The organism is Actinoallomurus sp. CA-150999, from assembly GCF_050942425.1.
Lineage (GTDB): Bacteria > Actinomycetota > Actinomycetes > Streptosporangiales > Streptosporangiaceae > Actinoallomurus.
The window spans coordinates 9,686,265-9,698,470 of the sequence record NZ_CP192063.1 but is presented as its reverse complement, the minus strand read 5'-3'; the positions used below and the strand labels follow the sequence as shown (position 1 = coordinate 9,698,470).

The 12,206-nt window shown below is 65.7% G+C and carries 18 protein-coding genes; 11 read left to right on the top strand and 7 right to left on the bottom strand.

Annotation, left to right across the window (positions count from 1 at the left end):
* Nucleotides 1–62: 62 nt before the first annotated feature.
* The 3 genes from ACQP2O_RS44665 to ACQP2O_RS44655 are packed head-to-tail and all read right to left on the bottom strand — an operon-like array spanning nucleotide 63 to nucleotide 1,379.
* Nucleotides 63–401 carry a hypothetical protein gene (locus ACQP2O_RS44665; RefSeq protein ID WP_433175403.1) on the bottom strand — a complete coding sequence of 113 codons (339 nt, stop codon included), beginning with the start codon at nucleotides 399–401 and terminating at the stop codon, nucleotides 63–65.
* Nucleotides 402–426: 25 nt separating this feature from the next.
* Complete coding sequence (locus ACQP2O_RS44660) at nucleotides 427–564, bottom strand: DUF397 domain-containing protein (RefSeq protein ID WP_433175402.1); 138 nt, start codon at nucleotides 562–564, stop codon at nucleotides 427–429.
* On the bottom strand, nucleotides 561–1,379 hold the full coding sequence (locus ACQP2O_RS44655; RefSeq protein WP_433175400.1) for a helix-turn-helix domain-containing protein: 819 nt from the start codon (nucleotides 1,377–1,379) through the stop codon (nucleotides 561–563). Before ACQP2O_RS44655 ends, ACQP2O_RS44660 begins: the two co-directional genes overlap by 4 nt.
* A 119-nt stretch (nucleotides 1,380–1,498) precedes the next feature.
* Between ACQP2O_RS44655 and ACQP2O_RS44650 the strand changes: the two genes are divergently transcribed.
* Together ACQP2O_RS44650 and ACQP2O_RS44645 are read left to right on the top strand one after the other, a co-directional pair.
* A complete protein-coding gene (locus ACQP2O_RS44650; protein ID WP_433175398.1) occupies nucleotides 1,499–1,804 on the top strand; it encodes a hypothetical protein in 306 nt (101 codons plus the stop codon).
* A 23-nt stretch (nucleotides 1,805–1,827) separates the two neighbouring features.
* A complete protein-coding gene (locus ACQP2O_RS44645; protein ID WP_433175397.1) occupies nucleotides 1,828–2,169 on the top strand; it encodes a hypothetical protein in 342 nt (113 codons plus the stop codon).
* A gap of 236 nt (nucleotides 2,170–2,405) precedes the next feature.
* Here ACQP2O_RS44645 and ACQP2O_RS44640 read toward each other — a convergent pair whose 3' ends face one another.
* From ACQP2O_RS44640 to ACQP2O_RS44625, 4 genes are all read right to left on the bottom strand, one after another.
* Nucleotides 2,406–3,044 (bottom strand): hypothetical protein, encoded by a 639-nt coding sequence (locus ACQP2O_RS44640; protein WP_433175396.1) that lies wholly within the window; start codon nucleotides 3,042–3,044, stop codon nucleotides 2,406–2,408.
* Between the two features lie 31 nt (nucleotides 3,045–3,075).
* A complete protein-coding gene (locus tag ACQP2O_RS44635; protein ID WP_433175395.1) occupies nucleotides 3,076–3,486 on the bottom strand; it encodes a hypothetical protein in 411 nt (136 codons plus the stop codon).
* A gap of 138 nt (nucleotides 3,487–3,624) precedes the next feature.
* Entirely contained in the window at nucleotides 3,625–4,104 is a 480-nt protein-coding gene (locus ACQP2O_RS44630) for a hypothetical protein (RefSeq protein WP_433175394.1), read from the bottom strand.
* Nucleotides 4,105–4,340: 236 nt separating this feature from the next.
* Complete coding sequence (locus tag ACQP2O_RS44625; RefSeq protein ID WP_433175393.1) at nucleotides 4,341–4,829, bottom strand: hypothetical protein; 489 nt, start codon at nucleotides 4,827–4,829, stop codon at nucleotides 4,341–4,343.
* 212 nt (nucleotides 4,830–5,041) lie between these two features.
* Between ACQP2O_RS44625 and ACQP2O_RS44620 the strand changes: the two genes are divergently transcribed.
* The 9 genes from ACQP2O_RS44620 (at nucleotide 5,042) to ACQP2O_RS44580 (ending at nucleotide 12,201) form a co-directional block, all read left to right on the top strand.
* Nucleotides 5,042–6,187 (top strand): glycosyltransferase family 4 protein, encoded by a 1,146-nt coding sequence (locus ACQP2O_RS44620; protein ID WP_433175392.1) that lies wholly within the window; start codon nucleotides 5,042–5,044, stop codon nucleotides 6,185–6,187.
* 108 nt (nucleotides 6,188–6,295) lie between these two features.
* A complete protein-coding gene (locus ACQP2O_RS44615; RefSeq protein ID WP_433175391.1) occupies nucleotides 6,296–6,724 on the top strand; it encodes a hypothetical protein in 429 nt (142 codons plus the stop codon).
* Between the two features lie 60 nt (nucleotides 6,725–6,784).
* A complete protein-coding gene (locus ACQP2O_RS44610; RefSeq protein ID WP_252778877.1) occupies nucleotides 6,785–7,003 on the top strand; it encodes a hypothetical protein in 219 nt (72 codons plus the stop codon).
* Between the two features lie 82 nt (nucleotides 7,004–7,085).
* The gene (gene atpB / locus ACQP2O_RS44605) at nucleotides 7,086–7,874 is read left to right on the top strand and encodes a F0F1 ATP synthase subunit A (protein ID WP_433175390.1); all 789 of its coding nucleotides are present in this window, start codon (nucleotides 7,086–7,088) and stop codon (nucleotides 7,872–7,874) included.
* Between the two features lie 67 nt (nucleotides 7,875–7,941).
* Complete coding sequence (gene atpE / locus ACQP2O_RS44600; protein WP_433175389.1) at nucleotides 7,942–8,187, top strand: ATP synthase F0 subunit C; 246 nt, start codon at nucleotides 7,942–7,944, stop codon at nucleotides 8,185–8,187.
* A gap of 32 nt (nucleotides 8,188–8,219) precedes the next feature.
* Nucleotides 8,220–8,783: a F0F1 ATP synthase subunit B gene (locus ACQP2O_RS44595; RefSeq protein ID WP_433191362.1), complete on the top strand. Its 564-nt coding sequence runs from the start codon at nucleotides 8,220–8,222 to the stop codon at nucleotides 8,781–8,783.
* A gap of 3 nt (nucleotides 8,784–8,786) precedes the next feature.
* On the top strand, nucleotides 8,787–9,602 hold the full coding sequence (locus ACQP2O_RS44590; RefSeq protein ID WP_433175388.1) for a F0F1 ATP synthase subunit delta: 816 nt from the start codon (nucleotides 8,787–8,789) through the stop codon (nucleotides 9,600–9,602).
* Between the two features lie 37 nt (nucleotides 9,603–9,639).
* On the top strand, nucleotides 9,640–11,277 hold the full coding sequence (atpA, locus tag ACQP2O_RS44585) for a F0F1 ATP synthase subunit alpha (RefSeq protein WP_433175387.1): 1,638 nt from the start codon (nucleotides 9,640–9,642) through the stop codon (nucleotides 11,275–11,277).
* A 3-nt stretch (nucleotides 11,278–11,280) separates the two neighbouring features.
* Entirely contained in the window at nucleotides 11,281–12,201 is a 921-nt protein-coding gene (locus tag ACQP2O_RS44580; RefSeq protein WP_433175386.1) for a F0F1 ATP synthase subunit gamma, read from the top strand.
* Nucleotides 12,202–12,206: the final 5 nt, after the last annotated feature.

The window sequence follows — 12,206 nt, the reverse complement described above, 5'->3', positions numbered from 1 at the left end:
CCAAAGTCAGATATGCGCGCACCGCTCGACTGAACAGATATCTCTACAGACCACGGTGGTGGTCATGTCGCGAACACGCGAAAGAGCACCACACCGATAACGAAGATCATATCTACGGCAAGCAGCCCGCCGAGCCTGACTCGTGTCGACCGCTGTCCCCTGCCGAATGCACATATCAGACCGGCTGCCGCCAGGAGCGCGATCAGGATACCGACGCCGGCGCGGACGATGACACGCTCGTCGATCAGCGATGATCCCGGTGGCCTGGGCTCGGCTCCAACGCTGATCATGATCGTGCAAAGACCGGAAATCCCACCGCATACCGCAATGCAGATTCCGACACCCTTTGCTATAGACACCAGCCAGCTCTCCTGCTGATGCCCTGCATTGCCCCTGATCATCGCGGCGGAGTACCCCGGGCGTGGGCTACACGTTTGTCGACGGAACGGCGACGCGAGCGGTGACCATCGGAGGCATGGCGGCGACCTCGACGCACTGCCCGCCCGTGTCGGTACTGCGGCTGCTCTTGCGCCATGAGGTGTCCGACGGGTCCAGCGTCTTCATAGGCTCTCCCAAGCCGTGCGGAGCAGCTTCAGGGACTCATCTGCGGACATGGCCGCACCCCTGATCAGGTTGAAGCGTAGTTCATGGCCTCGAACCTTGTCGGGTTGATCGATCACCCGGTCTTCCAGATGACCCCCGACGTAGACGAGATCCGGGCTGTCCTCGAAGCTCAGGAGGGTGAACGCTCCAGGTAGACCGGCGTATGTGCCAGTCCTGCTCGGCACGATTTGGATCGTGACATTGGGCCGCTGGGCGAGTTCGATCAAGCGGCCGATCTGCTCCTTGCAGGTCTTCTGGTCGCCGATCGACCGGTGAAGCGCCGACTCGTCCATGATCAGAATGATTTCTGGAGGATCTTCTCGGGCGAGGATCTGTTGACGCTCCAGACGCGTCGTGACGAGCTGCTCGGTCACCTCCCCTTTACGGCCGACCTTGAGCACTTCGTGAGCGTATCCCGGAGTCTGGAAGGGCCCTGTAATGACCATGTTCTCGAAGATGTACATGATGGTCGCCTTGGCCTCCAGTTCGACGAAGCCGGAGAAGCCGGGAGGCAGTTCGGCGTGTTTGCCGGCGCGGCGGACCTCGAGCCACATGCGGTGGAAGGTCTCTGGGGTCTTGAAGTAGGTGTCGAGGTCTTCGGAAGTCGCCTCTGACGGTGCGCGGAGGCCGGTCTCGAGCTTTTCGATCCACTGGGGTGTGCAGCCCAGCGCCGCGGCCAGTGCCGGGCGTGACAGCTTCGCCGCTTCGCGGTGGCCGCGTAGCACCGCACCGAACGCTCGGATGAGGGGGTCTCGAGTAAGCGCGCCGTTCGTCATGGCGAGTCCTTCCGAGAGGCCAGGGGTGACACGAGGTGTTGCCTGTCTGTGGCTCGAAAGTAACTCAGCGTGTGAGCCTGGTCATCGGGAATCGGCGGGCGATTAAAAGGGAATAAGTCGTGGAACCGTACACAACGGAAGACATTTACGCGTACGCGAAGTGGCTGACCCAGGAATGCCAGGCGGCGGGGCTGAACGCCGAGCAGTACGGGGCGGAGATCTTCATCCACGGGGCGAGCAATCACCTCAGCGAGAGGATCATCTGCAAACCCGATGAACAGAATCATCCCCGCTGGCACTGGTCCTGGGGCGTCCCGATCGCGCGGCTCAACGACTCCTCCCAGCTTCTCGCCGTCGACGACATCGAGGAGCTGATCCACTCGATCAGTAAGGTCGTCTGCGTGCCGCTGCGGATGGGAATGTGACGATGACGCCCGAAGAACGACTCATGCGGTCACTTCCGGCGCTCCGCGCGCTCGTCGACTCGCTGGCGGCACACCCGGCGTCCGAGGCGCGCGAGTTGCTGCGGCTGGACTTCCTCGTCCGCAAGTACCCGGCCGCCGCACGGATGAGCCTGCAGCGGCGGCAGCGAACCGACGCCGACCTGCCGACGCCGCCACAGGAATGGTCATCGGCGCTGGACACCGGCGGGCTGCCGCTGTGGCGGTGGGCCGGTGGTCAGGTCTGCGTGGCGACCGCCGACACCGACCAACTCTGCTTCCTCGCCGTGGCCCTGAGACGATTCGACGAGATGACCGCCAAGGAACTCGCCGCCTACCTGCTTGGTTGACCGAATCAGGTGGGGTTCGTCGCAAGTCTGGCGCTGGTTTGGCGCTCGGCGCGCAGGATGCTCGGCGAAGGTTCGCGTCGGCGGGCAGACTCCCTCCCACGGCGGGCGGCGGCGCATCGCGGTTGTATCGTTACATTCTTCTCGCCGGGGTACGCCTTATCGCGTTCAGCGCCTTCTACTAGCCCGAGAAAAGTTTCGTCTCCGTAGAAGCTGCTGAGAGCGAGGCACTGCCCTGTCTACTCGAGTAGGTGCTGGGGGAGACGGCGGAGGGCTTTAGGGTCGTTGGTTGACACCATGATCCAATAGCGCTCAGGTTCGTCGTAGACCGGCGACTCACTTCCACCTTCGGCCACCAGGTTCTCTGCGGCCATATAGCGCCAGTTGGGGTTCGGATAGTTCCATACAGGATCGTCCAGCGAACAGAAGTGCGACTCTAGGCCCTCGTACTCCTGCCTGCTGAGATCGAAGTTCACGGCGACCTGCGGGTTGCCGTGGACTGCTTCCGAGACGGCGACGTAGAGCAGGAACTTCGTCAACGTGAAGCCGGTCGACTCCCAGTCGCCGTCTTCATCGACTTCGCTTTCGTACACGAGTGGGTCGCTTCCCGCGGCCTCCGTGGCCCAGGATGCCGCTCCCTGGTTCTCGTGCCAGAAGATCAACATTCCACCATCATGGCTAAGACCGTCCAGCGACGAGAAACGATTGTGCCTGCTCATGGGGGTGGACCACTGGCTCGTCAGGTGATACCAGGCTCTCAACGGGTCGGGCATCGAGATCGCCTCGTCGATCTCGATGGCATCCTGATCGGGAGGTCCGTACCAGCGCCGTAGGAAGGTCGGCAGGCCGGTCGATCTGATGGTCTTCAGTTCGTCCACGGGGTCATGGAGTCGTCGAGGCGGAGGGGGATCAGTAGTGCTGCCGCCAGCCGGCGCACTTCTTGATAGTGAACTTGCTCTTCTTCCAGGTGCCCCGGCACTCCTGGATGTACAGGTGCTTGAGGCGGGTGGACGTCACCGTCTGCCACTTGTCCTGGAGGCGGTCGCCCTGGAGTGCGACGACCCGGACGTCGTCCTTCTGTTTCTTGGTGCCGGTGAAGGTGAAGCGGAGGGCGGCGCTGTAGCCGTCCTTCTTCGTGTCCTTGAGGTCGAAGTTCAGCGTTACCTTCGTCGCCTCGGTGTTGTAGAAGCCGTAGGCGTCGACACCGGACAGTCCCACCGTCCGCCAGAAGCCGACCGAGGCATCCGCCGGTTTCACGGTCAGGGAGAACGCCGTGATGACGATGCCGGCTGCGAGGGTCGCCGTCGCGATTCGCCGCATTGATCCCTCCAGGATCGCTTTCGCGGGACAGATGGCGATCTTAGCATCCTGTCACATTTACCCATCCTTGGGCGAATGGTGTAGAACGCAAAACGAGGGTCCCGCTGACGTGCGGGACCCTCGTTCAGTCAGTCACTCTCAGAACCGGTGGAACCAGCTTCCGGTGGAGTGCGGAGCCTTACCGGTCTTGGTGATGTCGCACTTGGCGACCCACAGGTGCGAGACGGCGAAGTTGCTCGTGAACTTCCCGAAGGTCCCCGTCGAGTTGTGTACGGGGTTACGGATCGTCAGGGTGGTGTATCCGCCGGACCTGGCGAACGCCCTGAATCGGACACAGGCGTAGTACTTGCCCGAGCGCTTGTCCGTGACCTTGCCCCACACGGTCACGTGCCTGCTCTTCGAGACCGAGTAGTAGCCCTTGCCGGAGACGCCGGCCGGCTTCGAGTAGTGGGTCTTCCACCCGTGCGTGGCCGTGGCGGACACGTCCGCCGCGCCGACGCCGGTGTCGCTGACGCCCCCGAAGCCGTTGGTGGCGGCGCTGGCGGGCGAGATGGTGAGAGTAACGGCCGCAGCCGCTGCGACGGCCCCCGTTGCGACAAGAGTCGCGATACGACGCATTGATCCTCCGTGATCGATACGGGATGAACGATCAAGGACCGTATCAGTTCCGAGAAGATCATCTTTAACTTTTATATGTCGGCTTATTGGCCGCAAAAGGACGGAACCGTGGCGAGTCCGCAGGACTCTAAGAGTGGAGCGCAGGGGTCCACCGACTGGGGCGGCCGGTCGGCGCATACCTGAAAGCGGAAGGACCCGCCGCGCCGCGAGGCCCTTCCGCTTTGACCGGTTTTGGGTCAGAAGAGCTTCTTGAACTTCTTGCCGAGCTTGGACGGCTTGAAGTAGGTGGACGACATCGGCGTCCCGACCGCCTCGCGCACCTTTACGCTGGTGGCGGTGAAGGTCATCGTGCCCGCGCCGACGTTGACACCCGGGTCGAGGAACACGAAGTACTCGCGCTGACCCGGAATCTTGATCCCGAGGGCGGGCTTCAGCTTGTCCTTCGGCGTGGTGTCCCTGAGCTTGATGTAGAGCGTGACCCTCTTCTTGCCCTTCGACGTGTAGCGCGCCCAGGTGCCCTGGGCGGCCGCGCCCGCGACACCGGACGAGCCGCTGGTCTTCCATTTGTGGTGCTTCAGGGCCTCGATCGTGACGAGCGGCCGAGCGCCTCGAAGGGGGTGGTCACCGCTCGACGGTGTCGCGGCGGTGGCCGGTGCCGCCAGGAGGGCGACGGCCGCGGTGGCCGCGGCGGCCCCTGCGGCGAGATGAGTCGCAATGCGACGCACTGATCCTCCGTGTTGCGTACGGGGGGGTTGACGATCATGGACGGTAGCAGTCCTAGAAGGACGGCATTGTCTCTTTCAGTCGTGGGTGAACACTGGGCGACGCGGGGGTTCCGTTGACACCGTGAGGGGGCGAGTGACCCTCGCCGCTCCCTGATCCGCAATAGAGTTGTGTCCCGCACGGCAGGCTCGGCGACGGTGAAGGGAGGTGGGCGGTGCGGGAGTACATCCTCACGTTCTTGACGGCGTCGATCGTCACCTACCTCCTCGTCCCCCTGGTGCGGAAGTTCGCGATCGCCTTCAAGGCGATGACACCGGTGCGTGACCGGGACGTGCACGCCATCCCCACGCCGCGGATGGGCGGCCTCTCGATGTTCTTCGGGCTGTGCGCGGCCATGTTGATGGCCTCCCGCCTGCCCCACCTCCACAAGGTGTTCACCGAGAACTCCACGTGGATCGGTCTGCTGTCGGCCGGCGGGCTGCTGGTCGTCGTGGGCATGGCCGACGACCGGTGGGAGATCGACGCGCTGACCAAGATGGCCGGTCAGGTCGCGGCGGCCGGGCTGCTCATCATGAACGGCGTCCAGCTCCTGTGGATCCCGCTGCCCGGCAAGACGCTCGCGCTGCCGCCGTCGTACGGCGTGCCGCTGACGATCCTCATCGTGGTCGCGACCATCAACGCGGTGAACTTCATCGACGGGCTCGACGGTCTGGCCGCCGGCATCGTGGGCGTCTCGGCGATGGCCTTCTTCGTGTACGCCTACCTGGTCACGGTCGTGGCGCACCTGGACCACCAGAGCGCACCGGCGCTGATCGCGGCGATTCTCACCGGGATGTGCGTCGGGTTCCTTCCGCACAACTTCAGCCCGGCACGGATCTTCATGGGCGACACCGGGTCCATGCTGATCGGGCTGCTGCTGGCCACGTCGATGATCACCGTGTCCGGCTTCGACCCGGCGGCGCTGAAGGGGTCGATCAATCGGTTCCCGACGATCCTGCCGCTGCTGCCGGTCGCGATCCTGGTGGTGCCGTACGCCGACATGCTGATGGCGGTGGTCCGCCGGACGTACGGCGGGCGGTCGCCGTTCGCGCCGGACAAGAAGCACCTGCACCACCGGCTGCTCAACCTCGGTCACTCGCACCGGGGCGCCGCGCTGGTGATGTACCTCTGGACGGCGCTGTTCTCCTTCGGGGTGGTCGCGCTGTCCGCGGCCAAGTCACCGCTGGTGGTGCTGGCCGCCGCGAGTGTCGTGGCGATCGCGGCGCTCGTCGTGATGGCGTTCCCACAACTGAGGCCGCATGGGAGGCGGCATCGTACGACCCAGACCCCCTCGGACAAGCGACCTCGGCAGGCCGCCTGACCTGCGGACTTTACCGTTACTTGGCAGGTAATTCCAACCTGTGAGAAGCTTGTGATAGCTTTCACGAACGGGCAACCGAACACCCACCGTGAACACCTTGGAGCACTCATGCACTCCAACGACGCCCGGATCCTCCGTGGCGCCGCGATCCCGACTGGCATCGTCGGGTTGGTGGCCATCCTCGCCGGCCTGGCGCTCGCCGGGGCGAAGGGAGCCCTCGGCTCCGCGATCGGTGTCGCGGTTGTTCTCGTATTCTTCACCCTCGGGGTGCTTGTCGTCAGCTATGTCACGAAAATTTCCCAGCAGCTGATGATGATGGCGGGTCTGATCAGCTTCCTGATCAAGTTCATCGCCGTGTTCGCCCTGATCGCGGCGTTCAAGGGCGTGACCGCCTGGAACGCGCACGCCTTCGGCTGGACCGTCCTCGCCCTCACGCTCGTCTGGCTCGCCGCCGAGACGAACGCCACGATCAACGCGAAGACGCCCTATACGGAAACCGCCCCCCGGTCGCGCGACCAGGAGAAGTCGGGCGGATGATGACAATGGACTACTCCAATATGACTATGCGGGAGGTGGCCTGCTATCGTCCGAGACGCGATGACCGGGAATGGGCGTCAGCCCAGCGAAGCGGAGAACCGCAAGTTCGCCAACGACGTGTCGGCCGCACCTGCCACCATCGTGGCTGGGATGCTGGTCTATGGCGGAGCGGGCTGGTTGCTCGCTCGCTGGCTGCACCTGTCAGCGTTGTTCCCCATCGGGCTGGTGTTCGGTCTGGTCTTCGCTGGCTACCTGGTCTACGCCCGCTACGGACGCTGAGTGCGTCCAGCGGAGCCGTAGCCCACCGAGACGACAGCAAGGTTGCCGCCTTGATGAGCTACGACTGCGAAAGGAACGCCGGGTGAGTGCGCCGCACGTCCTCGCCAAGGACTTCGAAGCCCCTGGGCTCTGGCTCTTCCAGTGGAAGCCCCTCTTCCACATCGGTTCGGTCGCCGTCGCGAAGCCGATGGTGCTCAGCCTCCTCGTGATGGTGGTCGTCGTCGCCTTCTTCTGGGCGGCGTTCGCCAAGCCGAAGATCGTCCCCCGCGGCGTTCAGAACCTCGGCGAGGTGGCGTACATCTTCGTCCGCGACGAGATGGGCCGGCCGTTCCTCGGTAAGGACGCCGAGAAGTGGATGCGCCTGCTGGTGCCCCTTTTCTTCTTCGTCTGGATCGGCAACCTGATGTCGGTCATCCCGTTCGCCCAGTTCCCGGTGAACTCTCGGATCGCGTTTCCGATGGTCCTCGCCGTGCTGATCTACCTGACCTTCTGGGTCGTCGGCGTCAAGAACCAGGGCTTCTTCGGCCTGCTGAAGAACTCCACGATGCCACCGGATCTGCCTGCGGCGCTGTACCTCATCGTCATCCCGATCGAGTTCGTGTCGGTCTTCTTCATCCGGCCCTTCACCCACGCGGTCCGGCTGTTCGCCAACATGTTCGCGGGTCACATCCTGATCGCACTGTTCGCGACCGTCGGCTTCCACTTCCTGTGGGAGAAGGTCACGCCCGCCGGCTTCGGGGTCGGCATCCTCGGCGTGGTGCTCACGATCGCCATGACCGCCTTCGAGCTGTTCATCCAGGCGGTGCAGGCCTACGTCTTCACGCTGCTGGCCGCGTTCTACATCAGCGCCGGCCTGCACGCCGACCACTGAGACTGAACCCCACTACCCCAGGACATGACCGGCGGGCGTACCGCCGGCCGATCGAAAAGGAAAAGGAATGTCGAACATCCTCGCCGCTGCCTTCGACGGAAACATCAACCCCGGCCTCAAGTCGATCGGGTACGGCCTGTCGGCGATCGGCCCGGGCATCGGCGTCGGCATCGTCTTCGGTCAGGGCGTCAACGCGATCGCCCGCCAGCCGGAGCTGACCGGCGTGATCCGGACCAACATGCTGCTGGGCTTCGCGTTCTCCGAGGCGCTCGCCCTCATCGGTCTGGTCGCGCCCTTCATTTACACCTCCTGAGCCAGGCTCACTGACGGAAGGCTGTGCACGCCATGTTTTTGGCCGAACACGCCGCCCGGCTACTCGCCGAGGGGCCGACGGAGAACCCGAACCCTCTGGTGCCCGACGCGGCGGAGATGGTCGTCGGTATCTTCGCGTTCCTCGTCGTGCTGTTCTTCCTCGGCAAGATCCTCGTGCCGCGCATCCAGAAGACGCTCGAAGAGCGTACTGACGCGATCGAGGGCGGGATCAAGCGGGCCGAAGAGGCACAGGCCGAGGCCCAGCAGACACTCGAGCAGTACCAGACGCAGCTGGCCGAGGCCCGGCAGGAGGCCGCACGGATCCGCGAGGAGGCGCGCGAGCAGGGCGCGCAGATCATCGCGGAGCTGCGCGACCAGGCACAGGCCGAGGCCCAGCGGCTTGTCGATCAGGCGCACGCCCAGATCGACGCCGACCGGCAGCTGGCGTTCACCCAGCTCCGCGCGGAGATCGGGCAGCTCTCGGTCGAGCTGGCCGGCCGCATCGTCGGCGAGTCCCTGGAGGACGAGACCCGGCGCCGTGGCACCGTCGACCGGTTCCTCGACGAGCTCGAGGACCGCGCTCGGGCGGGGGCGTAACCGATGATCGGCGCGAGCAGGGCCTCGTTCGTCGAGGCCAGGGAGCGGCTCGAGGCCGCCCTGTCCGCCGCTGACCCGGCGGCGTTCGGCGACGAGCTGTACGCCGTGCTGCACCTGCTCGACCGCGAGCACGTGCTGCGCCGGGCCCTGTCGGACCCGGCCCAGCCGGCCGAGCGGCGGGCCGCGCTGGCCGCGGGCGTGCTCGACGGCCGGGTCGCCGTGGCGGTCCGCGACTTCGTCGCCGACGTCGTCCGGCAGCGGTGGGCGCGGTCCACCGAGCTGACCGATGCGGTCGAGGAGCTCGCGGTGACCGCCGTCGCGGCGGGTGCCGAGAAGCAGCAGCGGATCGACGACCTGGAAGACGAGCTCTTCCGGTTCGGGCGGATCGTCGAGGCGCAGCCGGAACTGCGCGGCGCGCTCGTCGACCGGCGGGTGCCGGGCGAGCGCAAGGTCGAGCTGGTGACCACACTGCTGGAGGGCAAGACCACCGCGGCGACGCTGCGCCTGGTCTCCGAGGCCGTGACGCATCCCCGAGGACGTAGTCTGGAGCGAGCGCTCGAGACCTACGGCCGGATCGCGGCCGAGCGTCGGAACCGGCTGGTCGCGGTCGTCCGCACGGCGGTCGAGCTCGACGATCGGCAGCGGACCCGGCTGACGACCGCGCTTTCGGCGCAGTACGGCCGCGACGTTCACTTGAACATCGAGATAGATCCCGCGGTTCTGGGCGGTATTTCCGTTCAGATCGGGGACGAGGAAATCGACGGCACCATCGCTCGCCGGCTGGAAGACGTCCGCCGGCGAATCGAACGGTCGAGCTGAAACCAGCATCGGACTCACGGAGAGAGACGAAGAAGACATGGCGGAGCTGACGATCCGGCCGGAGGAGATCCGGGGCGCGCTCGAGCGCTTCGTCCAGGCCTATGAGCCGGAGACCGCCGCGCGCGAGGAGGTCGGGACCGTCGTCGAGTGCTTCGACGGCATCGCCTTCGTCGAGGGCCTGCCCTCGGCCATGGCGAACGAGCTCCTTGAGTTCGAGGACGGCACGCGCGGCATCGCGCTGAACCTTGACGTTCGGCAGATCGGTGTCGTCATCCTGGGCGACTTCTCGAAGATCGAAGAGGGCCAGCAGGTCCGCCGGACCGGTGAGGTCCTGTCGGTCCCCATCGGCGACGGCTACCTCGGCCGCGTCGTGGACTCGCTGGGCAACCCGATCGACGGCAAGGGTTCCATCGAGACGAGCGGCCGCCGCGAGCTGGAGCTGCAGGCGCCGGGCGTCATGCAGCGTCAGCCGGTGGGCGAGCCGCTGCAGACCGGCATCAAGGCGATCGACGCCCTGACGCCGATCGGCCGTGGTCAGCGGCAGCTGATCATCGGTGACCGGCAGACCGGCAAGACGACGGTCGCGATCGACACGATCCTGAACCAGAAGCAGGCGTGGGAGACCGGCGACCCGAGCAAGCAGGTCCGCTGCATCTACGTCGCGGTCGGCCAGAAGGGCTCGACGATCGCGCAGGTGCGGGCCACGCTCGAAGAGGCCGGGGCACTGGAGTACACCACGATCGTGGCGGCTCCCGCGTCCGAGCCCGCAGGCTACAAGTACATCGCCCCCTACACCGGTTCGGCCATCGGCCAGCACTGGATGTACGAGGGTAAGCACGTCCTGATCGTGTTCGACGACCTGTCGAAGCAGGCGGAGTCCTACCGCGCGATCTCGCTGCTGCTGCGCCGCCCGCCGGGCCGTGAGGCCTACCCCGGTGACGTGTTCTACCTGCACTCGCGGCTGCTGGAGCGGTGCGCGAAGCTGTCGGACGACATGGGCGCCGGCTCGATGACGGGTCTGCCGATCATCGAGACCAAGGGCAACGACGTCTCGGCGTACATCCCGACCAACGTCATCTCGATCACCGACGGTCAGGTCTTCCTGGAGACCGACCTGTTCAACCAGGGCGTCCGCCCGGCGATCAACGTCGGTATCTCGGTGTCCCGCGTCGGCGGCGCGGCGATGACCAAGGCGATGCGCGGGGCAACGAAGAACCTCAAGCTGTTCCTGTCGCAGTTCCGTGACCTGGAGGCGTTCGCCGCCTTCGCCTCGGACCTCGACGCTGCGTCGCGCGCCCAGCTGGACCGTGGCGCCCGGCTGGTCGAGCTGCTCAAGCAGCCGCAGAACAAGCCCTTCCCGATGGAGCAGCAGGTCATCTCCATCTGGGCCGGCACCACCGGTGAGCTCGACGACGTGCCGATCGAGGACATCCGCCGGTTCGAGGACGAGTTCCTCGACTCCGTCAAGCGCAACAACGCGGGTCTGCTGGACAGCATCCGGGAGACCGGCAAGTTCGACGACGACGCCGTCGCGACGCTGAAGGACGCCGTCACGGAGTTCAAGAAGGGCTTCGAGACGACGCACCACGGCCTGCTGCTCCAGGAGCAGCCGGTCGAGGCGATCGAGGAGGGTGACGTCGAGCAGGAGAAGATCACCCGCGTGAGGAAGAAGTAAGGCATGGGTGCCCAGCTTCGGACGATCCGGCGCCGGATCGCCACGACCAAGTCGATGGCGAAGATCACGCGCGCCCAGGAGCTCATCGCCTCCTCCCGGATCGTCAAGGCGCAGCAGCGGGTTCGGGAGTCGGGACCGTACGCCCGGCAGATCACGCGTGCCATCTCGGCGCTGGTCAGCCACAACGTCGGTGTCGGCCACCCGCTGCTGACGGAGCGGACCGACAGCAACCGTGTCGCCGTGCTGCTCATCACGAGCGACCGCGGGTTCGCCGGCGGCTACAACGCCAACGTCATCCGTGAGGCCGAGGGTCTGATGACGCTGCTGCGGGAGCAGGGCAAGGAGCCCGTCCCGTACATCGTCGGGCGCAAGGGTGTCGGCTGGTACCGCTTCCGCGAGCGTGAGTTCGCGGGCGAGTGGACCGGCTTCAGCGACAACCCGCGGTTCGCGAACGCCGAGGCCATCGGCCGCACGCTCGTCGCGGAGTTCGAGAAGCCCGCCGAGGAGGGCGGGGTCGCCGAGATCCACGTCGTCTACACCGAGTTCGTGTCGATGCTGACGCAGACGGCGCAGGTCCGCCGCCTGCTGCCGCTGGAGATCGAAGAGGCCGAGGAGGCTCCGTCGGAGCAGTCCGACGGGGTGCTGCCCGCTTACGAGTTCGAGCCGTCGGCCGAGACCGTGCTCGACGCCCTGCTGCCGAACTACATCGAGAGCCGGATCTGGCACATGCTGCTCCAGGCGGCAGCGTCCGAGCACGCGCAGCGACGGCGGGCGATGAAGTCGGCGACCGACAACGCCAACGATGTGATCGAGAACCTGACGCGAGTGGCGAACCAGGCCCGTCAGGCCGAGATCACGCAGGAAATCAGCGAGATCGTCGGTGGCGCGAACGCGCTCGCCGATAGCTCCGCGGGGAGTGAGTGAGAGTC

Coding starts and splice junctions, on each gene's coding strand:
- ACQP2O_RS44665 (WP_433175403.1), bottom strand. CDS start 401: ATGATCAGGGGCAATGCAGGGCATCAGCAGGAGAGCTGGCTGGTGTCT.
- ACQP2O_RS44660 (WP_433175402.1), bottom strand. CDS start 564: ATGAAGACGCTGGACCCGTCGGACACCTCATGGCGCAAGAGCAGCCGC.
- ACQP2O_RS44655 (WP_433175400.1), bottom strand. CDS start 1,379: ATGACGAACGGCGCGCTTACTCGAGACCCCCTCATCCGAGCGTTCGGT.
- ACQP2O_RS44645 (WP_433175397.1), top strand. CDS start 1,828: ATGCGGTCACTTCCGGCGCTCCGCGCGCTCGTCGACTCGCTGGCGGCA.
- ACQP2O_RS44635 (WP_433175395.1), bottom strand. CDS start 3,486: ATGCGGCGAATCGCGACGGCGACCCTCGCAGCCGGCATCGTCATCACG.
- ACQP2O_RS44630 (WP_433175394.1), bottom strand. CDS start 4,104: ATGCGTCGTATCGCGACTCTTGTCGCAACGGGGGCCGTCGCAGCGGCT.
- ACQP2O_RS44615 (WP_433175391.1), top strand. CDS start 6,296: ATGCACTCCAACGACGCCCGGATCCTCCGTGGCGCCGCGATCCCGACT.
- ACQP2O_RS44610 (WP_252778877.1), top strand. CDS start 6,785: ATGACCGGGAATGGGCGTCAGCCCAGCGAAGCGGAGAACCGCAAGTTC.
- atpE (WP_433175389.1), top strand. CDS start 7,942: ATGTCGAACATCCTCGCCGCTGCCTTCGACGGAAACATCAACCCCGGC.
- ACQP2O_RS44595 (WP_433191362.1), top strand. CDS start 8,220: ATGTTTTTGGCCGAACACGCCGCCCGGCTACTCGCCGAGGGGCCGACG.
- ACQP2O_RS44590 (WP_433175388.1), top strand. CDS start 8,787: ATGATCGGCGCGAGCAGGGCCTCGTTCGTCGAGGCCAGGGAGCGGCTC.
- atpA (WP_433175387.1), top strand. CDS start 9,640: ATGGCGGAGCTGACGATCCGGCCGGAGGAGATCCGGGGCGCGCTCGAG.
- ACQP2O_RS44580 (WP_433175386.1), top strand. CDS start 11,281: ATGGGTGCCCAGCTTCGGACGATCCGGCGCCGGATCGCCACGACCAAG.